The 23,960-nt window shown below is 74.1% G+C and carries 23 protein-coding genes; 9 read left to right on the forward strand and 14 right to left on the reverse strand.

The features are described from left to right. Positions 1 to 241: 241 nt before the first annotated feature. The 8 genes from B4U46_RS08950 to B4U46_RS08985 form a co-directional block, all read right to left on the reverse strand. On the reverse strand, positions 242 to 1,312 hold the full coding sequence (locus B4U46_RS08950; RefSeq protein WP_079425630.1) for an aminotransferase class V-fold PLP-dependent enzyme: 1,071 nt from the start codon (positions 1,310 to 1,312) through the stop codon (positions 242 to 244). A gap of 144 nt (positions 1,313 to 1,456) precedes the next feature. Further along, positions 1,457 to 2,164 (reverse strand): DsbA family oxidoreductase, encoded by a 708-nt coding sequence (locus tag B4U46_RS08955; RefSeq protein ID WP_079425632.1) that lies wholly within the window; start codon positions 2,162 to 2,164, stop codon positions 1,457 to 1,459. Between the two features lie 100 nt (positions 2,165 to 2,264). After that, complete coding sequence (locus B4U46_RS08960; RefSeq protein ID WP_079425634.1) at positions 2,265 to 2,756, reverse strand: GNAT family N-acetyltransferase; 492 nt, start codon at positions 2,754 to 2,756, stop codon at positions 2,265 to 2,267. A gap of 63 nt (positions 2,757 to 2,819) precedes the next feature. Continuing rightward, a complete protein-coding gene (locus B4U46_RS08965) occupies positions 2,820 to 4,268 on the reverse strand; it encodes a peptidoglycan D,D-transpeptidase FtsI family protein (RefSeq protein ID WP_079425637.1) in 1,449 nt (482 codons plus the stop codon). A gap of 62 nt (positions 4,269 to 4,330) precedes the next feature. After that, positions 4,331 to 4,996 carry a response regulator transcription factor gene (locus tag B4U46_RS08970; RefSeq protein WP_079425639.1) on the reverse strand — a complete coding sequence of 222 codons (666 nt, stop codon included), beginning with the start codon at positions 4,994 to 4,996 and terminating at the stop codon, positions 4,331 to 4,333. Next, positions 4,993 to 6,315, reverse strand: coding sequence for a sensor histidine kinase (locus B4U46_RS08975; protein WP_237293297.1), 1,323 nt, complete (start codon positions 6,313 to 6,315; stop codon positions 4,993 to 4,995). The genes B4U46_RS08970 and B4U46_RS08975 overlap by 4 nt, the downstream gene beginning before the upstream one ends. A 145-nt stretch (positions 6,316 to 6,460) precedes the next feature. Continuing rightward, the gene (locus tag B4U46_RS08980; RefSeq protein WP_159402078.1) at positions 6,461 to 7,480 is read right to left on the reverse strand and encodes a hypothetical protein; all 1,020 of its coding nucleotides are present in this window, start codon (positions 7,478 to 7,480) and stop codon (positions 6,461 to 6,463) included. A gap of 93 nt (positions 7,481 to 7,573) precedes the next feature. Continuing rightward, entirely contained in the window at positions 7,574 to 8,365 is a 792-nt protein-coding gene (locus B4U46_RS08985) for an IclR family transcriptional regulator (RefSeq protein ID WP_079425644.1), read from the reverse strand. Positions 8,366 to 8,502: 137 nt separating this feature from the next. Between B4U46_RS08985 and B4U46_RS08990 the strand changes: the two genes are divergently transcribed. The 3 genes from B4U46_RS08990 to B4U46_RS37995 all read left to right on the forward strand — a co-directional run bounded on the left by B4U46_RS08990 (position 8,503) and on the right by B4U46_RS37995 (position 11,565). After that, positions 8,503 to 10,026: an aldehyde dehydrogenase (NADP(+)) gene (locus B4U46_RS08990; protein ID WP_079425645.1), complete on the forward strand. Its 1,524-nt coding sequence runs from the start codon at positions 8,503 to 8,505 to the stop codon at positions 10,024 to 10,026. A 61-nt stretch (positions 10,027 to 10,087) separates the two neighbouring features. Then, the gene (locus B4U46_RS08995; protein WP_079425647.1) at positions 10,088 to 11,275 is read left to right on the forward strand and encodes a TerD family protein; all 1,188 of its coding nucleotides are present in this window, start codon (positions 10,088 to 10,090) and stop codon (positions 11,273 to 11,275) included. A gap of 113 nt (positions 11,276 to 11,388) precedes the next feature. Continuing rightward, entirely contained in the window at positions 11,389 to 11,565 is a 177-nt protein-coding gene (locus B4U46_RS37995) for a hypothetical protein (RefSeq protein WP_167747575.1), read from the forward strand. Positions 11,566 to 11,620: 55 nt separating this feature from the next. On the opposite strand, the gene B4U46_RS09000 is transcribed toward B4U46_RS37995, so the two are convergent. Both B4U46_RS09000 and B4U46_RS09005 read right to left on the reverse strand, forming a co-directional pair. Continuing rightward, positions 11,621 to 13,078, reverse strand: a complete 1,458-nt coding sequence (locus tag B4U46_RS09000) for an alkaline phosphatase PhoX (RefSeq protein WP_079425650.1) — start codon at positions 13,076 to 13,078, stop codon at positions 11,621 to 11,623. Positions 13,079 to 13,318: 240 nt separating this feature from the next. Next, a complete protein-coding gene (locus B4U46_RS09005) occupies positions 13,319 to 14,821 on the reverse strand; it encodes a hypothetical protein (RefSeq protein ID WP_079425652.1) in 1,503 nt (500 codons plus the stop codon). A gap of 366 nt (positions 14,822 to 15,187) precedes the next feature. Between B4U46_RS09005 and B4U46_RS09010 the strand changes: the two genes are divergently transcribed. The 4 genes from B4U46_RS09010 (at position 15,188) to B4U46_RS09025 (ending at position 18,762) form a co-directional block, all read left to right on the forward strand. Next, on the forward strand, positions 15,188 to 17,029 hold the full coding sequence (locus tag B4U46_RS09010) for an endonuclease/exonuclease/phosphatase family protein (RefSeq protein ID WP_079425654.1): 1,842 nt from the start codon (positions 15,188 to 15,190) through the stop codon (positions 17,027 to 17,029). Between the two features lie 60 nt (positions 17,030 to 17,089). Beyond that, entirely contained in the window at positions 17,090 to 17,539 is a 450-nt protein-coding gene (locus B4U46_RS09015) for a GNAT family N-acetyltransferase (protein WP_079425655.1), read from the forward strand. 222 nt (positions 17,540 to 17,761) lie between these two features. Then, complete coding sequence (locus B4U46_RS09020; protein WP_079425657.1) at positions 17,762 to 18,016, forward strand: hypothetical protein; 255 nt, start codon at positions 17,762 to 17,764, stop codon at positions 18,014 to 18,016. A 188-nt stretch (positions 18,017 to 18,204) separates the two neighbouring features. Further along, positions 18,205 to 18,762 carry an RICIN domain-containing protein gene (locus tag B4U46_RS09025; RefSeq protein WP_079425659.1) on the forward strand — a complete coding sequence of 186 codons (558 nt, stop codon included), beginning with the start codon at positions 18,205 to 18,207 and terminating at the stop codon, positions 18,760 to 18,762. 82 nt (positions 18,763 to 18,844) lie between these two features. On the opposite strand, the gene dapD is transcribed toward B4U46_RS09025, so the two are convergent. Continuing rightward, on the reverse strand, positions 18,845 to 19,825 hold the full coding sequence (dapD, locus tag B4U46_RS09030; protein ID WP_079425661.1) for a 2,3,4,5-tetrahydropyridine-2,6-dicarboxylate N-succinyltransferase: 981 nt from the start codon (positions 19,823 to 19,825) through the stop codon (positions 18,845 to 18,847). A gap of 43 nt (positions 19,826 to 19,868) precedes the next feature. Further along, positions 19,869 to 21,125, reverse strand: a complete 1,257-nt coding sequence (locus B4U46_RS09035; protein WP_398908698.1) for an MFS transporter — start codon at positions 21,123 to 21,125, stop codon at positions 19,869 to 19,871. A gap of 95 nt (positions 21,126 to 21,220) precedes the next feature. On the opposite strand from B4U46_RS09035, the gene B4U46_RS09040 reads away from it, so the two are divergent. Next, the gene (locus tag B4U46_RS09040) at positions 21,221 to 22,096 is read left to right on the forward strand and encodes a winged helix-turn-helix transcriptional regulator (protein WP_079425665.1); all 876 of its coding nucleotides are present in this window, start codon (positions 21,221 to 21,223) and stop codon (positions 22,094 to 22,096) included. 51 nt (positions 22,097 to 22,147) lie between these two features. On the opposite strand, the gene B4U46_RS09045 is transcribed toward B4U46_RS09040, so the two are convergent. Together B4U46_RS09045 and B4U46_RS09050 are read right to left on the reverse strand one after the other, a co-directional pair. After that, positions 22,148 to 22,681: a TetR/AcrR family transcriptional regulator gene (locus B4U46_RS09045; RefSeq protein ID WP_079425667.1), complete on the reverse strand. Its 534-nt coding sequence runs from the start codon at positions 22,679 to 22,681 to the stop codon at positions 22,148 to 22,150. Continuing rightward, positions 22,681 to 23,004: a DMT family transporter gene (locus B4U46_RS09050; RefSeq protein ID WP_079425669.1), complete on the reverse strand. Its 324-nt coding sequence runs from the start codon at positions 23,002 to 23,004 to the stop codon at positions 22,681 to 22,683. Before B4U46_RS09050 ends, B4U46_RS09045 begins: the two co-directional genes overlap by 1 nt. A 107-nt stretch (positions 23,005 to 23,111) precedes the next feature. Between B4U46_RS09050 and B4U46_RS09055 the strand changes: the two genes are divergently transcribed. Next, on the forward strand, positions 23,112 to 23,957 hold the full coding sequence (locus B4U46_RS09055) for a hypothetical protein (RefSeq protein WP_079425670.1): 846 nt from the start codon (positions 23,112 to 23,114) through the stop codon (positions 23,955 to 23,957). Positions 23,958 to 23,960 lie beyond the last annotated feature (3 nt).

A 23,960-nucleotide genomic window follows, 5' to 3' on the forward strand; every position in this document is an offset into this window, starting at 1 on the left:
CGCTCCGGGCGAACCGCGCTGCCAGACCGGGCCGGGCCGAGTGGACCGGACCGCGCAGGCCGGGCGGCGCCGGGCGGGCGGCGCCGGGCGGGCCGGGCGTCGGGGCTGCCCGGCGGTCGGGCCGTGTGGACCGGGCCGCGCCGGGCGGGCCGCGCCGGGCGGGCCGGGCGTCGGGGCTGCTCGGCGGTCGGGCCGGGCGGCCGCCCGCGGGCCCCGGCGGCAGGCCCTCGGGCCGCCCCCCTCAGCCGGCCAGTACGTCCAGCAGGCGGTCCACGTCCGCCTCGGTGTTGTAGAGGTGGAACGAGGCCCGCAGGGCTCCCTCGCGGGCGGAGGTGTGGATCCCGGCGGCGCCCAGGGCGGGCTGCCGGTGGGCCAGGCCCGGGACGGAGACGATGGCGGCGTCCCCGGGGACGGGCTCGTGCCCGAGGCGGGCGAGCCCGGCCCGGTAGCGGGCGGCCAGGGCGGTGTCGTGCGCGTGGACGGCCTCGACGCCGATCCGCTCCAGCAGGGCGAGGGACGGCTCGGCGGCGTAGTACGGGAGGAAGGCCGCGGACTCGTCGAAACGGCGGGCGTCGCCCGCCAGTTGCCGCATCGGGCCGTAGACCGCGTCCCATTTGGACTCCGCCGCCACCCAGCCCGCGTGCAGCGGCGTCAGCCCGGCCTGGGCCTCCTGCGAGACGGTCAGGTACGAGGCGCCGCGGCCGCCGAGCAGCCACTTGTAGCCGCCGGTGACCGTGTACTCGTACGGCGAGGCGTCGAAGGGCAGCCAGCCGGCGGCCTGGGTGGCGTCCACGAGCATCCGCGCCCCGTGCGCGGAGGCCGCCGCGCGGACGGCGGCGAGGTCCGCCGTCCGGCCGTCGGCGGACTGTACGGCGGACAGCGCGACCAGGGCGGTGTCCGGGCGGACGGCTTCGGCGAGGGTGTCCAGCGGGGCGAAGCGGACCTTGAGGTCGCCGCGCAGCACGAAGGGGTTCATCACGGAGGCGAAGTCCCGCTCGGGCACGAGGACTTCGGCACCGGCGGGCAGGGACGCCGCGATCAGGCCGACGTGGGTGGCGACGGACGATCCGATGGCGACGCGGCGCGGGTCGACGGACACCAGCCGGGCGAAGGAGGCCCGCACCCGCTCGACGAGGTCGAAGTCCCCCGCCCCGGCGGGCAGTCCGGCTCCGGCGGCTTCGGCCAGCTCCCGTACCGCGGCGACGGCGGACCGCGGGAGCACCCCGGCGCCGGCGGTGTTGAGGTAGGTGGTGGAGTGCGCGAACTCGGCGGCGCACGCCAGGGACAGTCCGGACAGCGGAGGAAGATCCATACCGTCCACTGTGCGCGAGGATCACCCCAAAGTCCATTGCCGGGTTTTACTCACCATACCCAAGCAATGCTTATGCTTTCCGCCACGGGGCGCCCGGCACGTGAGTACGCGGGCGCCCGGCGGGGTCCGGGGTCAGGCCTCGGGTCAGACCTGGGGGACGGCGCAGGAGCCGTCCGGCTCGCAGGCCTCCGCGCCGGGGGCCGATTCGGGGAGCTCTCGGCCGGCCCAGGCCTGCTCCAGGGCCTTGGTGAACACCTCGGCGGGCTGCCCGCCGGAGATGCCGTAGCGGCGGTCGAGGACGAAGAACGGGACGGCGTTGGCGCCCAGTTCGGCCGCCTCGCGCTCGTCCGCGCGGACCTCGGCGGCGTAGGCGGAGTCGTCGGCGAGGACCGCGCGGGCCTCCGCCTCGTCCAGCCCGGCCTCCACCGCGAGGGCGAGCAGCACCTCCGCGTCGAACACCGACCGCTCCTCGGCGAAGTTCGCCCGGAAGGCGAGGTCGAGGAGCTCCACCTGGCGGCCGCGGGCAGCGGCCAGGTGGAGGAGGCGGTGGATGTCGAAGGTGTTGCCGTGGTCACGGCCGTCGGTCCGGTACTCCAGCCCCTCGGCGCGGGCGCTCGCGGCGACGTGCTCCTCCATGCCGCGGGCTTCCTCGAGGGTGCGGCCGTACTTGCGGGCCAGCATCTCCAGGACGGGGGCGGTCACGCCCTTGGCGCTGTGGGGGTCGAGTTCGAAGGAACGGTAGACGACCTCCACCTCGTCGCGGTGCGCGAACTCGGCCAGGCCCTTCGTGAAACGGGCCTTGCCGATGTAGCACCAGGGGCAGGCGATGTCGCTCCAGATCTCGACGCGCATGATCCTTCTTCTCTCCGGATTCCGGTGGGGGGTTCGGGCCGGTCCGGGCGGGGTTCCGCCGGACGAAACGGTTTGAGCTTCAACCATTCGCCGTCCCGTCTCATTCCCCGGAGCCTTCCCCCACCTCCAGCCACAGGGTGCGGTGGGACCCGGAGGGGGCGGCCGAGGGGTCGGGGCGCCAGCCGTGGGAGGCGTAGAAGGCCTGGGCGCGGAGGTTGTGTTCGTAGACCTCCAGGCGGACCCGTTCGACGCCGGCCCGGCGCCAGGCGGTGACGCAGGCGGCGTGCAGGGCGGCTCCGGTGCCCCGGCGCCAGTGGACGGGGTCCACGTGCAGCTGGGTGAGGGTGGTCTGGCCGTCGGCGGTGAGGAAGGCGGCGACCCCGGTGATCTGCCCGTCCCGCTCGGCGCAGAACACCCGGCCCTCCGCCTCCGTCCGTCTCACCGCGCGGGACCAGCCCTCGCGGCAGCGGGCCAGCTCGGTCTCGCCCGCGTAGGCCTGCTCGGGTATGCGCCCCCGGTAGTAGGTGGCGCGCGCCCGGGTGTGCAGGGCGGCGATGGCGTCCAGATCTTCGAGGAGTGCGGTCCTGATCATGGGAAAAGGAACGCGCCGGGAACCCCGTCGGTTCCCGGCGCGGACGGCTCCCTCAGGCGGTGGCTACTTCTTCAGCCACGCCGCCATCATCTTCTGCGCGATCGGGGCGGCCAGCTTGCCGCCGCCGATCTCGGAGCGGTCGGTGTCCGAGTTCTCGATCATGACGGCGACGGCGATCTGCTTGCCGCCTGCCTTGCCGTAGGAGGTGAACCAGGCGAGGGGCGGGATGTTGTTGTTCACGCCGCGCTGGGCGGTGCCCGTCTTGCCGCCGACCTCGGCGCCCGCCACCTGCGCGGGCTTGCCGCCGCCCTCGGTGGCGACGGTGCGCATGGCGTCCTGGAGCATCGAGGCGGTCCTGGGGCTCATCACCTGCTGGGTCTTCGGCTCCTTGAAGCTCTCCAGCACGGTGCCGCCGGAGTCCGTCACCTCCGAGACCATGTGCGGAGCGGCGAGCTTGCCGCCGTTCTCGATGGCGGAGGTCACCATGGCCATCTGCAGCGGGGTGGCCTGGACGTCGAACTGGCCGATACCCGTCTGCGCGACCTGGTCGACGGACAGCTTCTTCGTCGGGTACTTGCTCGGCGGGTTGGTGCGGACCGGGGTGTCGATCTGCGTGTTGAAGCCGAGCTTCTCCGCCATGGCCCGCATCTTGTCCTGGCCGAGCTTGGAGGCCAGCTCGGCGAAGACGTTGTTGCAGGACAGCCGGAGGGCGGTGCGGGCGGAGGCGTTGTTGCAGGCCTCGTCGCCCGCCTCGCTGGGCAGCTTCGTCCGGGTGCCGGGGATCGTGTAGTTGCCGGGGACGCCGGTCGGCTGGTCGATGCTGGAGACCACGCCGTTCTCGATCGCCGCGGCCAGGGTCACCAGCTTGAAGGTGGAGCCGGGGGCCTGGGGCTTGCGCAGCGCCACGTTCTCCATGGCCTTGCCCTTGTCGGCGGACAGCTCGTCCCAGGCGGCCTGGTCGCCGGCCCCCGAGATCCGGCCCGGGTCGTAGGAGGGGTTGTTGACCACGGCGAGGATCTCGCCGGTCGACGGGTCCATGGCCACGGCGGCGCCCTGCTTGCCGTCGAGGGCGTCGTAGGCGGCCTTCTGGACGTCCTTGTCGATGGTGGTCAGGACGTTGCCCGGGGCGGCGCGCTTGTTGGTGAGGACGTCCATCACCGTCTTCAGCCGGCTGTCCGAGCCGTTGAGCACGTTCTTGTAGACGCCCTCCAGCATGCTGGTGCCGAAGGCCTGGGAGCTGTAGCCGGTGATCGGGGCGTACAGGGGGCCGTCCGTGTAGGTGCGCTTGTAGCCGAAGTCCTTGCCGCCCGTCTTCTCCGATCCGGTGATCGCCGTTCCGCCCACGATGATGTTGCCCAGCGGGTTCTCGTACTGCCCGATGAGGTTGCGGCGGTTGTTCTTGTTGTCTGCGAGGGCCTGGCCTTGGTACGCCTGCACCCAGGTGACCCGCACCAAAAGGGCCAGCACCAGAAGCAGACAGAAGACCGACGCACGCCTGATCGTCTTGTTCATCCCCCAGAAGGACGTTCCGGCGGGCCCGTGCGTTCCGCTGCGCCCCGATTGTGGCCGGTTTCTCAGGCTCTCTTCATCAGGAAGCCCCCCTCGTAGGCGGCGATGACCGCCTGGGTACGGTCGCGGGAGCCGGTCTTGGCGAGGACGGCGGCCACATGCGTCTTGACCGTCTGCAGGCCCACCCCCAGGTGCCCGCTCATCTCGTGGTTGGACAGTCCGGTGGCCATCAGGCGCAGGACGTCGGCCTCCCGGTCCGTGAGCCGGGCGGCCCAGGCCGGGGGTGCGGGCGGGGCCGCGGAGGTGTGGGCGGCGGCCAGGGTGCGGACGGCCGCCGGGAAGAGCAGGGAGTCCCCGCGGGCGACCAGCCGGACCGCGCCGATGAGCTCTTCGGGATCGGCGCGCTTGAGGAGGAAACCGGACGCGCCCGCGCGCAGCGCGTCGTAGACGTAGGCGTCGTTCTCGAAGGTGGTGACGACCACGATCCTGGGCGGGTCGGCCATGGTGGCGAGGATCTGCTCCGTGGCCCGGATGCCGTCGATCTCGGGCATCCGCACGTCCATCAGGGCGACGTCGGGGGCCAGGGAGCGCACCAGGGAGACGGCCTCTGCGCCGGTGGCGGCCTCGCCGACCACCTCCAGCCCGGCTTCGGCGTCGAGGATGACCCGCAGGGCGGTGCGCACCATCCGCTCGTCGTCGGCGATGACCACGCGCAGCGGCGGCCGGCTCATCGGCCTCCTCCCGAGCCCGGGGCGGGGGTGCCGAGCGGCAGGACCGCCCGCAGCCGCCAGTCCTCCCCGAGGGGTCCGGCCTCGACGCGACCGCCGAGCAGGGCGGCCCGTTCGGCGGCGCCGCGCAGCCCGCGGCCTCCCCTGCTGCGCGCTCCTCCGCCGTCGTGAGCGGGCGGGGCCTGGGCGGGCGGGTTGGTCATGGTGATCTCCAGTTCGCGGGAGCCGTCGGACGTGTGGACGCGGATCAGCAGGCTGACGGGGCCCGCGCCGTGGCGCAGGGCGTTGCTCAGGCCTTCCTGGACGATCCGGTACGCCTCGCGGGAGGCGATCGCCGGGAGCTGCGCCCAGTCCCCCGCCGGGCCGGGGTCCTGCTCGACCGTCAGGACCGTGCCGCCGGCCCGGGTGCGGGCGAGCAGCCCGTCGAGGTCGCCGGCCAAGGTCGGGGCGGGCATGGCGTCGGCCCGGGCCGGGTCCCCGTCCCGGAGCAGGCCGAGGACCGCGTCCAGCTCGCCGACGGTGCGCCGGGTGGTCTCCTCGATCGCGGCCAGCGCCTCGCGGACGAACGCCGGGTCGCTGTCGAGCACCCGCCGGGCCGCTCCCGCCTGGAGGGTGACGGCGCTGAGGGCGTGCCCCACGGCGTCGTGCAGTTCGCGGGCCAGCCGGTTGCGCACCGCCAGGTCGGCGGCCCGTTCCTCGGCGGCGGCCAGCCGGTCCTCCGCGGTCGGCCCGAGGAGCACGGGCGCGAGCCGGGCCAGCAGCGCCCCCGCACCGGCGCAGACGGCGGCGAGCGCGGCCAGCAGCACGACCCCGGTGAGCGGGGAGAGGTAGGGCTCCGCCTCCTCGCTGAACCAGGCCGTGCCCGAGGCCGAGGCGCGCAGGGCCCCGGAGAACGGCATGACGATCAGCACCACGCCCATGGGCGGTACCGCCAGGCTCATCCCGCTGACCACCGCCCCGATGCCCAGGTGCAGGGTCCACCAGGCCGAGGCCCGCCGGCGGGCCGCCCAGGAACGGGCCGGGCCGTCCGCCAGCCGGTCCCCCGGCACCGCGGCCATGGTCCGGGCGGCGGTCGCCGACAGCGGCCGGACCAGTCCGAACAGCCCGGTCAGGGCGACCAGCGGCAGGGAGGCCGCGTAGGAGAGCAGGGTCAGCGGGAGGGAGGCCAGCGCGTTGACCCCGCCGGCCGCCGCGCCCACCACCACATCGGTGAGCAGGAAGTAGGGCATGAGCAGGGCCCCGCCGAGTACCAGGTGTACCCACCGCAGCCGGGCCCGCCGTCCCAGCAGCAGCCCGGGCCGGCGCCGTACCGCCGCGGACAACGCCCCGGCCGCCCGGCCCCCGCCGAAGCCGCGCACACCGCCGCTCACGGCCCTCCCCCTCGTTCCGTTTCCCCGCCGCCGTTTCCCGCCGCCGTTTCACCGCGCCGCCGGCTCGGCGTCCGCCGGCCGTGCCCGCGCCGTCGGGTCAGCCCTCCCCCCGGGCGCGGAGGTGGCGGACGAGCACCACCCCGGCCAGCAGTCCGGTGATCATCTGGTCAGCGTAGGTCAGGAAGAAGCCGGTGGTGGACGGTTCGCCCTCACCGAGGTTGACCCCCAGGACGGCTATCAGGGTCCACGCCCCCCAGCTCAGCGCCGCCGACCCGCCGATCCAGGTCAGGGCCAGCGGCCACCGCGCCGGACGCGCCCCGCCCCGGGCCAGCATCAGCGCCCCGGCCGCGGCGGCGAAGGCACACAGCGCATGTACCCCGGACACCACGCGCGCGTCCGCCGAGTACGCCGCGGCCCGCTCGGCGGGCAGCCACCCGGTTCCGCCGAAGGCCCAGTACAGCTGCACCGCTCCCGCCACGGCGCCCGCCAGTGCCGCGGCTCCCGCCGCCACCCCCGTGGGCGACGGGAGCCTCCCCCAGCCTCCGGCCGGGGGGACCCCCAGCCCGAGCACCCCCTGCCGCCTCCGGCCCCAGCGCTCCCGCGCGTAGGGGACGAACAGTCCGGCCAGGGCGATCGCCTGGATGATGAAGCCGCTGTAGACGACGGCGAACACCCAGGCGTCGAGGAAGGGTTCACGGGCCGCCCCGGCCGCCTCGCCGGCGCCCGCGCCCAGAGCCTTGACCAGGAGCTGGGCCGGGTATCCCAGGACGATCGGGGTGAGCAGCCCGGTGGCGGCGAAGACCGGCACGGTCAGCAGCGGGCCGGGCACGCGCAGCCCCCACGGGCGGGTGAGCACCAGCACGAGGAGGATCACGCAGGCGTCCATCGCGACGGTGACCGCGTTGGCCACGGTCAGGGCCGTCCCGCCCTTCAGCAGGATGCTGCCCTCCGGTATCCCCGCCCGGCTCCCGGCCAGCCAGGCGGCCTTGAGGGTCAGGTACGGCAGGGTGGCCGCCAGGGCCGTGGCCCGCAGGATCCGCCGTCCGGTCCCCAGACGGGGTACGGACGGCCGCGTCATGCTCATCGGATGCGTCACATGGACGGCTCGCGTGCTCATGGGTCAACGGTCCCGTGCGCGCCGCCGCGCCACCTCCCCCACGAAGGTGAACCGCCTCCCCCGCGCGGGGGAGGAACTGCCGCCTCCACCGCCTCACATGCGCCGCGTCACCACCGACAGCCGGTCCCGCGCCTCGAACAGGGCCGCCTTGATCGTCCGCTCGTGGTCCTCCGTCAGCCGGGCCACCGGCACCGAGCAGCTCACCGCGTCCCTGGCCGGCGTCCGGTACGGGACGGCCACCCCGAAGCAGCGCAGCCCGAGCGTGTTCTCCTCCCGGTCCACGGCGTAGCCCTGCTCCCGCACCAGCGCCAGCTCCTCCACCAGCCGTTCCCGGTCGGTGATGGTGTGCTCGGTGACGGCCTCGAGCCGCTTGGGGAGCATCCGGCGCACCTCCTCGTCGGTGTGCGTGGCCAGCAGCGCCTTTCCGAGGGCGGTGGAGTGGACGGGCAACCGCCGTCCGACCCGGGTGAAGGGGCGCAGGTAGTGTCGCGACGGCCGGGTGGCGAGGTAGACGACGCTGGTCCCGTCGAGGCGGGCCAGGTGGATGGTCTCGGTGGTGTCGTCGGAGAGCCGGTCCAGGCTGGGCCGGGCGGCCGCGACCACCTCGTCCCCGTCGATGTACGAGCTGCCGACGAGCAGGGCCCGGACGCCGATGCCGTAGCGGGTGCCGGTGGCGTCCGTCTCGACCCAGCCCAGGTTCACCAGGGTGCGCAGCAGCATGTAGAGGCTGGACTTGGGCAGGGAGAGGTCGCTCTGGATGTCGGCGAGGCTGTGCAGTCCCGGGTGGGCCGCGAAGTGCTCCAGCAGCAGGACGGTGCGCACCGCGGACTTCACGGGCGGCGCCGCGGCGGGGGGTCCCGCCTCGGCCGTGTCGGCTGTCGTCATGCGCCTGCTTCCCCTCTGGTCGGCCCGATCGCCTCTTGTCACCCGGTGGACGCGGAACCTAGAGTCCGCAGCAGAAGTGATCATTCATTCACCGGAACGGCGTTCAGAATACTGAACGATCCGGGGAGGAGCGGGCCATGACGGCGAATCCAGTCTGGAGTGTGGACCCCCGCACCGGGAAGCAGCGCGGACGGGTTGCGGCGGAGGCCACAGCCACGGACGTGGACCGGGCCGTGCGCGCGGCCCACGCCGCGCGCGGCGCCCTGGCGGACGCGGGCACCCGCGCCGCCTTCCTGCGGGCCGCCGCCGACCTGCTCGACGGGGCCGCCGCCCGGGTCGTGGAGGCCGCCGACGCCGAGACGGCGCTGGGCGGCGCCCGCCTCACCGGCGAGCTCGCCCGCACCACCGGCCAGCTGCGTGCCTTCGCCGACGTGGTCGAGGAGGGCGCCTACCTCGACGTCCGGATCGACCGGGCCGATCCCTCCCTCACCCCGCCGCGCCCCGAACTGCGCCGCTACAAGGTGCCGCTGGGGGTGGTCGCCGTCTACGCCGCCTCCAACTTCCCGCTCGCCTTCTCCGTGCCCGGCGGGGACACCGCGAGCGCCCTGGCGGCCGGCTGCCCGGTCGTGGTCAAGGCCCACCCGGACCACCCGGCCACCTCCGAACTGTGCGGGGAGCTGCTGCGCCGGGCGGCCTCGGCGAGCGGGCTGCCGGCGGACGTGGTGACGGTGGTCCACGGGTTCGACGCCGGTCTGGAGCTGATCCGCCACCCGCTGGTCTCCGCCGCCGGGTTCACCGGTTCCATCCGGGGCGGGCGGGCCCTGTTCGACGCGGCCGCCGCCCGTCCGGTGCCCATCCCCTTCCACGGCGAGCTCGGCTCCCTGAACCCGGTCGTGGTCACCCCGGCGGCCGCGGCCGAGCGCGCCGAGGAGATCGGTTCCGGACTCGCCGCCTCCGTGACCCTGGGCGTCGGCCAGTTCTGCGTGAAGCCCGGCCTGGTCCTGGTTCCCGAGGGCGCGGACGGAGACCTGCTCACCGGCGCGCTCGCCAAGCAGCTCGGGCAGACCGGTCCGGGGGTGCTGCTCGACCACCGGATGCGGGACGGCTTCATCGCCGGGGTCCGCGAACGCGGCGCCCTCCCCGGGGTCACCGCCCCCGTCACCCCCGGGTCCGGCGGGGAGCACACCGTCGGCGCGGGGTATCTGGAGGTCGCGGCGGCGCGCCTGCTGGAGGGCGGCCCGTACGACCTGCTCCTGGAGGAGTGCTTCGGCCCGGTGACCGTCGTCGTCCGCTACTCCGGAGCGGACGAGGCCGCCGCCGTGCTGGGCCGGCTCGGCGGCAACCTGAGCGCCACCCTCCAGCTGTCACGGGCCGAGACCGAAGGCGCCCCGGGCCCGGCCGCCGCGCTGATCGCGCAGGCCACGGGGCTGGCGGGGCGGATCGTGGTGAACGGCTGGCCCACCGGCGTCGCGGTGGCCCCGGCCCAGCACCACGGCGGGCCCTACCCGGCGGCCACCTCGCACTCCACCTCCGTCGGCGGCACGGCGATCGAGCGCTGGCTGCGCCCGGTGGCGTACCAGTCGGTGCCGGACCCGCTGCTCCCGCCGGAGCTGCGCGAGGGCAACCCGCTGGGCCTGCCGCGCCGGGTCACCGGCGCCTGAAATCCCGCCGAGGGTAAGGGAACGGCAAAGCGCCGCCGGTCGTTCTCCCGGCATGACCGCTATGACCCCTGGTTCCAACCTGCCGCTCAACACCACCCGCGTGACGGTGGACGTGGCTGCTCCGGTACGGCTCGACGTGTCGGGCCTGCTGCTCGCGGCGGACGGCAAGGTGCGTTCCGACGCCGACTTCATCTTCTACAACCAGCCCACCGGGCCCGGCGTCAGCTACCGGTCCGGCGGCGGCGCGGCGCCGGACTCGATCACCGTGGACACGGGTGCGCTGCCGCCCGGTATCGAGCGGATCGTGGTCACGGCCAGCCCGGACGCCGCGGGGCAGAGCTTCCAGGGCATCGAGCCCACCGCCACCGTGCGGGACGCGGCCGGCGGCGCGGTGATCGCCACCTTCACCCCGCCCCGGCTCGGGGCGGAGACCGCCCTGGTGGTCGTGGAGGTGTACCAGCGCGGCGGAGTGTGGAAGGTGCGCGCGGTCGGCCAGGGGTACGCCAACGGGCTGGCGGGCATCGCCACCGACTTCGGGGTCTCCGTCGACGAGGAGCCGGCCGCCCCCGCAGCGGTCGCGCCGCCGGCTCCGGCCCCCGTCGCCGCCCCGCCCATGCCCTCGGCGCCCCCGCCGGCCCCCTCCGCGCCCCCGGCCCCCGCCCCGGCCTCGGGGAAGATCAACCTGGACAAGGGCCGGGTCAGTCTCCAGAAGAACCAGACCGTCTCCCTCGTCAAGGGCGGCCGCCCGCTGCTCTCGCAGGTCAAGATGGGCCTCGGCTGGGAGCCCGCGTTCGGCGGCCGCGACATCGACCTCGACGCGTCCGTCATCGCCTACGGCCCGCAGCGCAACTTCGTCGACGCCTGCTACTTCGGCAAGCTGTCCATCCTGGGCGGCTCGGTCAAGCACTCGGGCGACAACCTGACGGGTGAGGGCGCCGGGGACGACGAGGTGATCGTCGTGGACCTCGGCCGGCTGCCCGCCGAGATCAGCGGGCTGGTCTTCACGGTCAACTCCTTCTCCGGCCAGAAGTTCACCGAGGTCGCCAAGGCCTACTGCCGGCTCATCGACGCGGCGACCGACGAGGAGCTCGTGCGCTTCGACCTGACCGGCGCCGAACCCCAGACCGGCGTCATGATGGCCAAGCTGATCCGGCAGTTCTCCGGCGAATGGGAGATGACCGCCATGGGCGACTTTGTGAAGTCCCGCACAGTGCGCGGGATGGTCAAGCCGGCCGCCGAGTCACTCTGAGCAGGTGGGCGGGCATATGCAGCCGCCGGTCAGCCGGGCCGTCGCGGCCCGGGTGACCGAAGCCACGCGTAATCCGGAGGTGGCTGTCAGTGTCCGCCCGTAGCCTTGGAGGCATGCAGACTTCACTCCAGCCCGCGGGTCCCGCGCGCCCGTCCGCCGCCGAGGCGAACGAGGCGATACGGCACCTCGTCGAGACCTGGGCGGACGGGGAGTGGCCCTCGGAGGCGTACGAGTTCCTCCTGGAGGAGTGGGCCGCGGCCTCCCGCGCGGAGATGGCCACGGCCCAGTAGGGCCAACGGAAAGAACCCCCGGGGAAGAACCCCCGCGGCGGGGGCGCCGGCCCGGTCAGCGCGGGGAGCGCCGCCACGGCCCGGTGATCGCCAGCATGATGCCCGGCTCCTGGATGTTGGCGTACAGGGTGCGCCCGTCCGGGGAGAAGCAGACCCCGGTGAACTCCGAGTACTCGGGCTTCTCGGGCGTGCCGATGTTCAGCTCGTTGCGCGCCAGCGGGTAGACGCGGCCCGACTCGGTGGCCCCGAGCAGGTGCTGCAGCCCGTTGCCGTCCTCGGCGATGACCAGGCCCCCGTACGGGGAGACGGTGATGTTGTCGGGGCCGTCGTAGCCGCCCTCGGCCCCGGGGTCGGCGTTCACCCCGATGAGGACGACGAGGCGGATCGTGCGCCGCTTGGGGTCGTAGAACCACACCTGCCCGTCGTGCGCGGCACCCGGGCTCTCCTCTCGCGCGTAGGAGGAGACGAAGTAGGCGCCGCCGTCGGCCCACCACATGCCCTCCAGCTTGCGCGCCCGCGTGACGGCGCCCGCCGCGAACTGCTTGCGCACCGACAGGCTCCGCGCGTCGCGGTCGGTGACCTCCACCCAGTCGACCCCGTACACGGTCCCGGTCTTGGTGGCGCGCGAGAGGTCGTCCACGAACTGCCCCGCCTTGTCGAAGCACTTGGCGGCCGTCAGTACCCCGGCACCGTCGGCGAGCGTGCGCAGCCGCCCGCGCCCGTGCCGGAAGCCCTGCGGCGGGGTCCAGCGGTAGAGCAGCCCGTTGGGGCCGGAGGCGTCCTCGGTCAGGTAGGCGTGGCCCTGGCGCGGGTCGATGACGACGGCCTCGTGCGCGTACCGCCCGAAGGCCTTGACGGGCCGCGGGTCGCGGTTGGCCCGGCGGTCGTGGGGGTCCACCTCGAAGACGTAGCCGTGGTCCTTGGTCATGCCGTTCTTGCCGGCCAGGTCCTCGGTCTCCTCGCAGGTCAGCCAGGTGCCCCACGGGGTGGCCCCGCCCGCGCAGTTGGTCGAGGTGCCGGCGATGCCCACCCATTCGGCGACCTCGCCGCCGCGGCGGACCTCGACGACCGTGCAGCCGCCGGACGCGGCCGGGTCGTAGACGAGCCCTTCGGTCAGCGGGACGGGGTGGGCCCAGGCCGCCCGCGGCCCCTTCAGCTCGTGGTTGTTGACGAGGAGGGTGACGCCGCGGGCCCCCTCGAAGGCGGCGGTGCCGTCGTGGTTGGAGGGGGTGCTCTCACCCGATTCGAGGGTGGTGACACCGCTGCGGGTGATGACGCGGTAGCCGAACCCGGCGGGCAGCGCGAGCAGTCCGGCCGGGTCCGGCAGGAGCGGGCCGTAGCCGGGAGCGCCGGGGCGGCCGTGCCCCTGCGCCGCGTCGGCCGCGCCGGGACCCGGGTCGTCTGCGGCCAGTGCCCCGGGGGCGGTGGCGAGGGCGGCCACCGTTCCGGTGAGGGCGACGCCCGCACCGGCGAGGGCGGTGCGGGCGGTGAAGTCTCTGCGGCTGAGGGGCATCGGGTCTCCTGGGGTGGGGAGGTGGTGCGCCTGACGTACGGTCGTCGGCGCACACGCTCCCGGCCGCACGTGAACGGCGGCTGAACTACCCGCGAACGCGGACCGGCCCCTTGCCGCCGGCCGGAATGGCGAACTCCGGCCAGAGGAAAGGCTTATTGCGGCCCCCGCCCAGGCCCGCCGCCCGGCGCTCGTCTCTCCTCCGCCCGGCCTCCCCCGGGCCTGCACCCGGCCCGTCCCGGGTCAGGACCGGCGGGACCGGGCCTTGAACGCGGCCTTCCGGGCCTCCTTCGCGGCCTTCTTGTCCGGATGCAGCCGCCCCACGGCCTCCAGCACGTCGGCCGTCGCGGGGTGCTCGACCCGCCACACCTGGTCGAAGAAGCCGGCGTGGTGCTCCGTCAGGCTCCGCATCAGCAGGGGCAGCTCCTCGGTCTCCCCGTCGGCGGCGAGCTGCGCCGCGATGGTGTCCACCGTCAGCCAGAACACCATCTCCTGGTCCGGGGCCGGCACGTCCGCCGCCCCGTGCTCCGCCAGCCAGACCCGGGCCAGCCCGCCCAGCTGCGCGTCGTCCAGCACGGCCCGCACCGCCGGTTCGGCCTCCGGCCCGGCGGGGATGAGGGCCTGCTGGCAGCGCAGCCGGCGCAGCGGCGCGGCCTCGTCGTCGCCGCGGGCAGCGGCCAGCAGTTCGGCGGCGGCCTCGGGCAGGTCCCGCCCGGCCAGCCACTGTTCGATCTCGGCCTGCGCGGCGTCCTCGGGGTAGTAGGACACGGCGTCGAGCAGCGCGTCGGCCCCCTTGCCCGCCAGCTCCCCGATGGCGGGAGCCTCGACCCCGGCCTCCAGCATGCGGGCGCGGATCCCGTACAGCCCGAGCGGGGTCAGGCGGACCATCCCGTAGCGGGTGATGTCCTCTTCCTCCTCCGCCCTGCTCGGGCCGCCGGCGTCGGCGAGGTCGTCGGCGAGGTCGTCGGCCTCCGCCATCAGGGCCTCGTCGACGGGCTGGTAGTCGACCAGCCCGATCGGCTCCAGCTGCCGGAACTGGTCGTCCAGACGCATCATCGCGTCCGAGACCTGCTCCAGGACGGCGTCGGACGGCTCCCCCATGTCGTCCGACATGATCATCGAGGCGGCGAGCACGGGCAGCGGCACCCGGCCGTCAGCCGGGGCGCCCTCGGAGACGCTGAGCAGGTAGAGGCTGGCGAGCACCCCGTCGAGGAAGTCCGCCTCGCGCTGCGGGTTCCAGTCGAGCCGGTCGAAGTCGATGTCGCCGCCCGCGTCCATGGCGTCGACCAGGTCGTCCAGGTCGGGCACGGCGGCGTCCGCGAGGACCGTGTCCAGGGCCGCCAGCCACAGGTCGAGCACGTCGGCGGGTGCGCCTGTGGCCAGCAGCGGGAGGTCCTCGCCGGGGGCGGCCGTGCCGTACTCGGGTTCGGCGCCGTCCGCGCCGTCCCCGCCGTCCTCCTCCGGCTCCGTCACGTCGACCAGGCCGGTGTCCACGGCCACCCGCCAGGCCTGGCTCGCGTGGGCCGGGGAGTCCTCGTCGGCGGGATCGAGGCCGAGCACCTCGGCGGCCGCCGGCAGCTGGTCGGCGACGAGTTCGCCGCCCACGTCGACGCGGGTGCCGGGTCCGGCCCAGCGGGCCAGGCGTACGGCTCGGGCGAACAGCGGGGCGACGAGGGCGTCGCGGGCCAGCTCCGCATCGGAGTGCAGCCGTACCGGCGGCAGCGTGGAGTGCGGCTCTGCGGACATGGGGTGGTTCTCCTCGGACGGGCGCGCGCGGGACGGGCGGGGCGAATCAGGACGGAGCGAATTGGACGGAGTGGAACGGAACGGAACGGACGAGCGGAACGGACGAGCGGAACGGAGCGGAATGCAACCGCAGTGGCCGGAGGCGGTCACGGAGGGACCGTCAGACCGGGTGCGGCGACCCAGCGTAGACGCATCCGCAGCTCCCCCGGCGGAGCGGAACCGTCAGTTCATCCCACAGTCAGCTGTCGTATTTCCTGGAGACCTTGACAACTTTGCTGGTCACACAGGACATTGACGCGCGTAGACGTTAAGGGACCGTCAAATCCCACCCCCCGCTTCTTCCTCCACACACCGGAGTTCCCTCACATGCGCTCATCGCATCCTCGTTCCGCCGCCGTCGCCGCCCTCGTCGCCGCCGCGCTGGCCTCCGGCCTGCTCGCGGGCACGGCCGACGCGGCCGAAGGCGCCGTGTCCGCCGATCCGGTACGCATCCACGACATCCAGGGCACCACCCGGATATCGCCGCTCAACGGCAAGGCCGTCGCCGACGTGCAGGGCATCGTCACGGGAGTGCGCACCTACGGCTCGCGCGGTTTCTGGATCCAGGACCCCGACGCCGACGACAACCCCGCCACCAGCGAGGGCGTCTTCGTCTTCACCGGCTCCGTCCCGACCGTGGCCGTCGGCGACGCCGTCAAGGTCTCGGGCACGGTCGGGGAGTACGTCCCCGGCGGGGCCTCCTCCGGCAACCAGTCGGTCACCCAGATCGCCAAGCCCACCGTGACCGTGCTCTCCTCCGGCAACGCGCTGCCCGAGGCCACCGCCATCGACGAGTACTCCGTCCCGGCGGAGTACGCCCCGGCGGGCGACCCGGCCGCCGCCGGCAGCATCAACGGCCTGGCGCTGGAGCCCTCGCGCTACGCCCTGGACTACTACGAGTCCCTGGAGGGCATGAACGTCCGCATCGGCAACTCGCGCGTGGTCGGCGCCACCGACCCGCACGCGGAGATGTGGGTGACGGTCAAGGGCTGGGAGAACACCCTCAAGCGCGGCGGCACGCTCTACGGCTCGTACGAGTCCCAGAACACCGGCCGCCTCCAGGTCCAGCAGCTCGCGCCGCTCGCGCAGCAGCCGTTCCCGGTGGCCAACGTCGGCGACAGGCTGACCGGCACCACCGAGGGCCCCCTGGACTTCAACCAGTTCGGCGGCTACACCCTGGTGGCCCGCACGCTCGGCACGGTCAAGGCGGGCACCCTCGCCCCCGAGAAGACCAAGGCCCAGCAGCCGGGCGAGCTCGCGGTGGCCACGTACAACGTGGAGAACCTCGACCCGTCCGACCCGCAGGAGAAGTTCGACAACCTGGCCAAGGCGGTCGTCCAGAACCTGGCCTCGCCCGACATCGTGGCCCTGGAGGAGATCCAGGACGACAACGGCGCCAAGAACGACGGGACCGTCTCGGCCGAGGAGACCATCAAGAAGTTCACCGCGGCCATCGTCGCGGCGGGCGGCCCGGCCTACCAGTGGCGGTCCATCAGCCCGGAGAACAACAAGGACGGCGGCGAGCCCGGCGGCAACATCCGCCAGGTGTTCCTCTTCAACCCCGCCCGGGTCTCCTTCACCGACCGCGCGGCGGGCGACGCGCTGACCGCGACCGGCGTGACGAAGGAGAACGGCAAGGCCGCCCTGACCCACTCCCCCGGCCGGATCGACCCGGCGAACCCGGCGTGGGCCGACAGCCGCAAGCCGCTGGCCGGCGAGTTCGTCTTCCGCGGCCGCACGGTCTTCGTGATCGCCAACCACTTCAGCTCCAAGGGCGGCGACGAGGGCCTGACCTCGCAGCACCAGCCTCCGGTGCGCTCGTCCGAGGCCAAGCGGCTGCTCCAGGCGCAGGCGGTGAACACCTTCGTCAAGCAGATCCTCGCGACCGACAAGAACGCGGACGTCCTCGCCCTCGGCGACATCAACGACTTCGAGTTCTCGAACACGGCGAAGGCGCTGGAGGACGGCGGGGCCCTGTTCTCGGCGATCAAGTCGCTGCCGAAGGCGGAACGTTACTCCTACGTCTACCAGGGCAACGCGCAGGTGCTGGACCAGATCCTGGTCAGCCCGGCGGTCAAGAACTACGCGTACGACAGTGTGCACATCAACGCCGAGTTCTCGGCCCAGAACAGCGACCACGACCCGCAGGTGCTGCGCTTCCGCCCGTAACACCCGCGAGGAGGGGCCCGGCCGCCGCCACGGCCGGGCCCCTCTGCCACACTCCGGCCCATGATCTTCCGTACCGCCACCCGCCAGGACCTGCCCGCCGTACTCGCCCTGCTGGCCGACGAGGGGCGGGTCACCGATCCGGCCTCGGTCACGGTCGGCGAGGCGCACGAGCGGGCCTTCGCCGCCATCGAAGCGGACCCGCGCAACGAGGTGCTGGTCCTGACGGACGGGGAGGCGGTCCTCGGCTGCCTCCAGCTGACGTACGTCCCGGGTCTGGGCCAGGGCGGCCGGGAGCGGGCACTGGTGGAGGCCGTACGCATCCGCGCCGACCGGCGCGGCGGGGGCCTGGGCGCGGAGCTGATGCAGCTGGCCGCGGAGCGGGCCCGCGCACGCGGCTGCGCCCTGGTCCAGCTGACCAGCAACAAGAGGCGCGGGGACGCGCACCGCTTCTACGAACGGCTCGGCTACGCCCGCAGCCACGAGGGCTTCAAGCTGCGCCTGGAGCCCTGAGCGGACCCCTGCCCGGGAGGCCGGGGGGCCGGAGGCCCGGGAGGTTGGGGGGCCGGGGGCCCGGGAGGTTGGGGGGCCGGGGGCCCGGGAGGTTGGGGGCTTTCGGCCCTGGCGTGACGCTGGACACACCGCTGCCCATATCGGCCGGTTGTGGTGTTGAGTGTCCCTCACGCCCGATCTTGTCCCTGTTGTACGTTGCACCGCCCGCATCCTGGAGGCCGTGTGTTCCCCTCCATCTCCCCCGCCCAGGAAATCGGCCTCGCCGTCCTGTTCGTGGCCGCCCTCGTCTGGGTGCTCGGCCTGAGCCACATGCTGTGGGACATCCGCTTCCACCACCCGGAGCCGGACGCCTACGAGGGCCTGCCGGTCATCCCGTCCCAGCGCACGGCGGCCACGCACCCGATGGAATCGGTGGAGCTGACGCCGGCGGAGCAGCAGGCGTTCGCCGGGCTGGTGCGTTCCTTCCCGCAGGGCTGAACACCGGGCCGGACCCTCGGTTGCGGCCCCGGTCGGCTACGCCGATAGTGGGAGGGGAGGCCGCACCGTGACGGGCAGCCCGCCGGCGGCCCGCCCCCGCGGCGCCGGAGCGAGCGTGGAGCCGACCGCCGTTCATGCGCCCCCGCCCCCTTTTCCCATCTCCTCCCCCGTGCTGGAGGGAGCATCCCATGCGCAAGAACACTCGGGCACGCCGTTTCCTGACGTCCTCCGCCGTCTGCGCCGCCGGAGGACTCATGCTGCTGCCCGCTCCCGCGATGGCGCGGCCGGCGGCGGCCGGCACGCCGGCAGGGCCGATACAAGGCATCTTCCAGATCGTCAACCGGCAGACCGACAAGTGCGCCACCGTCGCGGGCGGGACCTCGATCGACAACAACGTGCCGCTCGTGCAGTTCACCTGCGACGCGGACCGCTCGCGCCGCTGGCTCATCACCAACTGGGACGGCGAGTCGTACCAGATCGTCAACCGGAAGACGGCCAAGTGCATGACCGTCGCGGGCGGGACGTCCACCGAGAACAACCTGAAGCTGGTCCAGTTCGACTGCGACTCGGACCCCTCGCGCCGCTGGCGCCTCGCCAACTGGGACGGAGCGTCCTACCAGATCGTCAACCAGCAGACCGACAAGTGCGCCACCGTCGCCGGGGGCACCGCGAGCGACAACAACCGCGAGCTCGTCCAGTTCACGTGCGACAGCCACCCCTCACGCCGCTGGACCCTGCAGCCCTGACGGCGGACGGACGCACGAGTGCCCTCCCGGCGGACCGGGAGGGCACTCGGCGCTGACGGCGGGGCCGCGGGCCCCCCGGGGGTCAGTTGTGGCTGTGCAGGACCTCGTTGAGGCCGCCCCAGTTCGCCTTGTACGGGCGGGCCTCGACGGCGCCGGTGACCGAGTTGCGGCGGAAGAGGATGTTGTCGGCGCCGGAGAGCTCCAGGGCCTTGACGATCTGGCCGTCCGGGAGGGTCACCCGGGTGCCGGCGGTGACGTAGAGGCCGGCCTCGACCACGCACTCGTTGCCCAGCGCGATGCCGATGCCCGCCTCGGCGCCGATCAGGGTGCGCTCGCCGATCGAGATGATCTGCTTGCCGCCGCCAGAGAGGGTGCCCATGGTGGACGCGCCGCCGCCGATGTCGGAGCCGTCGCCGACGACGACGCCCGCCGAGATGCGGCCCTCGACCATGGAGGTGCCCAGGGTGCCGGCGTTGAAGTTGACGAAGCCCTCGTGCATCACGGTGGTGCCCTCGGCGAGGTGCGCGCCGAGGCGGACGCGGTCGGCGTCGGCGATGCGCACGCCCTTGGGGGCGACGTAGTCGGTCATGCGGGGGAACTTGTCGATCGAGGTGACCTGGAGGTGCAGGCCCTCGGCGCGCGCGTTCAGCCGGACGGTCTCGACCTGGTCGACGGGGACCGGGCCCAGCGAGGTCCAGGCCACGTTCGCCAGGAGGCCGAAGACGCCGTCCAGGTTCTGGCCGTGCGGCTTGACCAGGCGGTGGCTGAGCAGGTGCAGGCGCAGGTACGCGTCGTGCGCGTCGAGCGGCTTGTCCTCGAGGGAGGCGATCACGGTGCGGACGGCTACGACCTCGACCCCGCGGACCGCGTCCGAGCGGACGGCCTTGGCCGCGGCGGCGCCGAGGAGCTCCACGGCCTGCTCGGCGGTGAGGCGCTCGGTGCCGGCCGGGCCGGGCTCGGCGGAGAGCTCGGGGGCGGGGAACCAGGTGTCGAGGACGGTGCCGTCGGCGGCGAGGGTGGCAAGTCCGGCGGCGACGGCGCCGGTGGTACGCGTAGCAGTCATGCCCGAAACCTAACCGGCGACGGGCCGCGGCCGCGAACCGGTCTCATGTGCCGGGCGAGGTTCGTGTCGTGGCCGGCGCTGCGGACACGCCCCGGGGGTCCGCCCCGGCGGCCGCCGGGGAGGGCCGTCCCTGGCGCGCCGAGAGCCGGATCAAGGTCACCCCCGCCCCGGCGGCGAGCGCCGCGCACAGCGGCCAGAGCAGCCAGGGGGCCGCCGCGTACAGGGCGCCGCCGGCCGGCGGGGCGAGGACGGTCCCGCTGACCGAGACGCCGGCGTACAGGCTCTGGAACCGCCCGACGGCGTGGGCGGGGGCCTGGTCGGCGACGTAGGCGGTGGCGGTGGTCTTGTAGAGGATCTCGCCGAGGCTGACCAGCACCATCATGGCGGCAGCGGTCACCGCGCCCGCACCGGCCACCAGCGCCGCGTACCCGGCGCCGACCAGGACCAGCCCGGTGCCGGTGACCGCGAGCGGCGGCCGGGCCCGCAGGGCGACGGCGGCGGGCAGTTCCAGCAGCAGGATCACGGCCCCGTTGAGGGCGATGACCAGCCCGAAGGCGCGTACGTCGAGGCCGTGGTCGGCGAGGAAGACCGGGAAGGTGAAGTACTGCTGCCGGTAGACGGTGTCCGTGACGAGGATCGCGCCGAGCAGCACCAGGACGGCGGGCCTCGCCCGCAGTGCGGCCCACACCCCGCCGCGGCCGCGGGCCTCGTCCGGGGCCGCGGCGGGGGTGCGGGAGGCGCCGCGCGCCGGGACGACGCGGGCGGTCCAGAGGGCGAAGAACAGGGTGCCGAGGCCGTCGCCGAGGAAGAGCCAGTCGTACGAGAGCCCGGCCGCGACCAGGGCCCCCAGCGGCGGGCCGAGGGTGAAGCCGCCGTTGGACACGCACCGCACGACGGCGTAGGCCTGCCGGCGGGCCCCCTCGGGGACGGTGACGGCCACCAGCGCGGAGTTGGCCGCCCGCACCACCCCGGAGGCGTATTGGGCCAGCGGCAGGGCGGCGTACAGCAGCGGCGTCGCCAGCAGCGGGAGGGCCATCAGGACGAGCCCGCCGAGGGCGGAGGCGGCGAGCAGCACCCGGCGGTGGCCGAAGCGGTCGCCGTACCAGCCGCCGGTGAAGTTCCCCGCCACCAAGCCGATGCCGCCGATGCCGGTGACCACGCCGGCCTGGGCGGCGCCGAGGCCGCGCGGGCCGGTCAGGTAGAGGAAGACGAAGACGAAGGTGAAGCTGACGACGGCGTTGACGAACACCCCCGCAGCCAGCAGCCACACAACCCTCGGTACGTCCTTGAACCCCTGCAGCACACCCGTGTCCCCCTTGTCGCGACCAGTCAGTTCCTTTTGGGAACGGACTATGTCAGCATGACAGCCTGGGGTCAACGGACAAAGGAGTTCCCATGGCCCAGCGCACGCACCTCGGTGACGCGGACTGCTCCATCGCCCAGGCCCTCGACGTCGTGGGCGACTGGTGGACGCTGCTGATCGTGCGCGACACCGCGCGCGGGCTGTACCGCTTCGAGGAGCTCCAGCGGGAGCTGGGGGTGTCCCGGAAGGTGCTCGCCGAGCGGCTGAAGCTGCTGGTCGAGGCCGGGGTGCTGACGCGCGAGCCGTACCAGGAGCGCCCGGTGCGGCACGAGTACCGGCTGACCCCGCGCGGGCGGGGGCTGCTGCCGGTCCTGGTGGCCCTCCAGGACTGGGGTGACACCTGGGTCCTGGGAGAGGGAGAGATGACCGCCACGACCGACGAGTCCTCGAAGGAGGCGGCACGGGTCCACGCGCTGCGCGGCACCCGGCTGCCGGAGCTGCTGCTGCCGGACCACGGCGGGGAGCTCCGCGACCCGGTGGCGGACACTCCGTTCACCGTCCTGTACTGCTTCCCCGGCGCGTACGCCCGCGCCGAGTCCTACCCGCCCGGCTGGGGCGGGATCCCGGGCGCGCGGGGCTGCACGCTGGAGTCGTGCACCTTCCGCGACCAGCTCGCGGAGTTCACCGCCGCCGGCGCCACCGTGCACGGGGTCTCGACTCAGCGGCCGGACGAGCAGCGGGAGTTCGCGGAGCAGGAGCGGCTGCGGTTCCCGCTGCTGTCGGACGCGGACCTGGGGCTGGTCACGGCCCTGCGGCTGCCGACGTTCCGCGCGGCGGGGGTGAGCCGGATCAAGCGGCTGACGCTGGTGGTGGACCGGGAGCGGATGGTGCGCGAGGTGTTCTATCCGGTCCGGGACATCGAGGCGAGCGTGTCCGCTGCGCTGGCGGCGGTTCGCTCCGCGGGGTAGCGGGGTCGGGGGCCGTCGGCGGGGCTGGATTTACGGGCGGCGGCGCCGCGTTCAGCCGGACAGCACCCGGGCCAGGATCCCGCGGGCGTACGGCTCCTCGTACGCCGCGCCCGTCAGGAGGACCTGGAGGCTGATGCCGTCCATCACCGCCACCAGGGCCCGCGCCGTGACCGGGTCGGTGTGGCCGGCCAGGGCCTCGGCCACCGCCTCGCACCACTCGGCGGCGACCGGCCGCAGTGCGGGCCGGCGCAGGGCCTCCAGGTAGAGCTCGTACTCCAGCTCCGCCCGGCCCCGGTCGGCGCCCAGCAGCTCCCCCAGCAGGCGGGCCAGCGCCCCGGCCAGGTCCTCGCCGGGGCGCAGCACCAGCGCGGGCGCGTACGCCTCGTTGGCCTGCCGCAGGGCCGCCACCAGCAGATCGTCCAGGGTCTTGAAGTGGTACGTGGTCGAGCCCAGCGGTACGTCCGCCTCCGCCGCCACGCTGCGGTGGCTCAGCCCGGCGATCCCCTTGGCCCCGACCACCCGGATCGCGGCGTCGATGATCCGTTGCCTGCGCCCGGGGTCGTACCGGCGCACCGGGGCGGCCATCAGTGGGTCGCCCCGCCCAGGTTGAGCAGGACCACCCCGCCGATGACCAGCGCGATCCCGCCGATCTTCGCGGCGGTGGCGGCCTCGCCCAGGAACACCATGCCGATCGCGGCGATGGCGGCGGTGCCGACCCCGGCCCAGATCGCGTACGCCGTGCCCACCGACATCGACTTGAGGGTCTGGGCGAGCAGGGTGAAGGCGATGGCGTAGCCCAGCAGGGTGCCCAGCGAGGGCCACAGCCTGGTGAAGCCCTCGCTGTACTTCATCGCGGTGGTTCCGGCGACCTCGGAAGCTATGGCCAGGGCAAGCAGTACGTACGGCATGCGTACGACTGTACGCATCGATGCGTACACATGTACACACGCAGCCCCCGGGACACCGGCCCGCATCGGAGCTACGGTGTCCCCACTCAGGGGACAGGGGGCCGCTCATGGCGATGCAGCAGGGGACCCACCGGGGCGGCGGCTGGCTGCCTCCCCACCGCCCGGGGCCGGGGGTCGTGCCCCTGCGCCCGCTGGGGACCTCGGACATCCTCGGCGGCGCCCTCGCCGCCCTGCGCCGCTACGGCGGCACGCTGTGCGGCGCGCTGCTGCTGGGGCAGCTGATGGCCGGGCTGCTGGTCACCGCGGCGGCCGGCGCGGCCACGCTGGCCTCGCTCAGCCCCGAGTCGGGCAGCCGGATCTTCGTGTGGACCCTGTTCCCGGCGGCGGGCCTGTTCCTGCTCTTCACCTGCGCGCTGGCCACCGCCCTGATCGCGGCCCTGCTGCGCCCGGCGGTGCTCGGCCGCCCCGTGACCGCGCCGGGGCTGCTGCGCGCCGCGCTGCCCCGCACCCCGGCGGTGCTCGGCGCCCAGCTGCTGGCCCTGCTGGCCGCGGCGGGACCCCTCGCGGCGCTGCTCGCGCTGGGGGTGCCGCCCCTGGCGGTGCTCCCCCTGCTCCCCGTCGCGCTGTGGCTCGGGGTGCTGGCCGCCCTGGCCCCGACCGCCGCCGGGTACGAGGGGCTCGGGCCGGTGGCGGCGCTGCGGCGCTCGGCGCACCTGGTGCGCGGCGCGTGGTGGCGGACCCTGGCCGTGACGGCCCCGGCGGTGGTGTTCACGGGTGCTGCGGCGTACGGGCTGCTGCTGTGGCTCGGGCTGCCGGGGGCCCTGTCGGCGCTGGTGCTGCTGCCGGCGTTCCCGCAGCTGCCGGCCGGACTGCTCTACGTGGACCGGCGGATCCGCCGCGAGCACCTCGCGGAGGCCCTGGCGACGGATCCGCGGCCGGCCGGGCCGGCCTGAGCG

It is taken from the genome of Streptomyces katrae, assembly GCF_002028425.1.
GTDB lineage: Bacteria > Actinomycetota > Actinomycetes > Streptomycetales > Streptomycetaceae > Streptomyces > Streptomyces katrae_A.

Bases quoted from the DNA above. Each gene is read 5' to 3' on its own strand.
- B4U46_RS08950 (WP_079425630.1), bottom strand. From the start codon at position 1,312: ATGGATCTTCCTCCGCTGTCCGGACTGTCCCTGGCGTGCGCCGCCGAG.
- B4U46_RS08955 (WP_079425632.1), bottom strand. From the start codon at position 2,164: ATGCGCGTCGAGATCTGGAGCGACATCGCCTGCCCCTGGTGCTACATC.
- B4U46_RS08960 (WP_079425634.1), bottom strand. From the start codon at position 2,756: ATGATCAGGACCGCACTCCTCGAAGATCTGGACGCCATCGCCGCCCTG.
- B4U46_RS08965 (WP_079425637.1), bottom strand. From the start codon at position 4,268: ATGAACAAGACGATCAGGCGTGCGTCGGTCTTCTGTCTGCTTCTGGTG.
- B4U46_RS08970 (WP_079425639.1), bottom strand. From the start codon at position 4,996: ATGAGCCGGCCGCCGCTGCGCGTGGTCATCGCCGACGACGAGCGGATG.
- B4U46_RS08980 (WP_159402078.1), bottom strand. From the start codon at position 7,480: ATGAGCACGCGAGCCGTCCATGTGACGCATCCGATGAGCATGACGCGG.
- B4U46_RS08985 (WP_079425644.1), bottom strand. From the start codon at position 8,365: ATGACGACAGCCGACACGGCCGAGGCGGGACCCCCCGCCGCGGCGCCG.
- B4U46_RS08990 (WP_079425645.1), top strand. From the start codon at position 8,503: ATGACGGCGAATCCAGTCTGGAGTGTGGACCCCCGCACCGGGAAGCAG.
- B4U46_RS08995 (WP_079425647.1), top strand. From the start codon at position 10,088: ATGACCCCTGGTTCCAACCTGCCGCTCAACACCACCCGCGTGACGGTG.
- B4U46_RS37995 (WP_167747575.1), top strand. From the start codon at position 11,389: ATGCAGACTTCACTCCAGCCCGCGGGTCCCGCGCGCCCGTCCGCCGCC.
- B4U46_RS09000 (WP_079425650.1), bottom strand. From the start codon at position 13,078: ATGCCCCTCAGCCGCAGAGACTTCACCGCCCGCACCGCCCTCGCCGGT.
- B4U46_RS09005 (WP_079425652.1), bottom strand. From the start codon at position 14,821: ATGTCCGCAGAGCCGCACTCCACGCTGCCGCCGGTACGGCTGCACTCC.
- B4U46_RS09010 (WP_079425654.1), top strand. From the start codon at position 15,188: ATGCGCTCATCGCATCCTCGTTCCGCCGCCGTCGCCGCCCTCGTCGCC.
- B4U46_RS09015 (WP_079425655.1), top strand. From the start codon at position 17,090: ATGATCTTCCGTACCGCCACCCGCCAGGACCTGCCCGCCGTACTCGCC.
- B4U46_RS09025 (WP_079425659.1), top strand. From the start codon at position 18,205: ATGCGCAAGAACACTCGGGCACGCCGTTTCCTGACGTCCTCCGCCGTC.
- dapD (WP_079425661.1), bottom strand. From the start codon at position 19,825: ATGACTGCTACGCGTACCACCGGCGCCGTCGCCGCCGGACTTGCCACC.
- B4U46_RS09040 (WP_079425665.1), top strand. From the start codon at position 21,221: ATGGCCCAGCGCACGCACCTCGGTGACGCGGACTGCTCCATCGCCCAG.
- B4U46_RS09045 (WP_079425667.1), bottom strand. From the start codon at position 22,681: ATGGCCGCCCCGGTGCGCCGGTACGACCCCGGGCGCAGGCAACGGATC.
- B4U46_RS09050 (WP_079425669.1), bottom strand. From the start codon at position 23,004: ATGCCGTACGTACTGCTTGCCCTGGCCATAGCTTCCGAGGTCGCCGGA.
- B4U46_RS09055 (WP_079425670.1), top strand. From the start codon at position 23,112: ATGGCGATGCAGCAGGGGACCCACCGGGGCGGCGGCTGGCTGCCTCCC.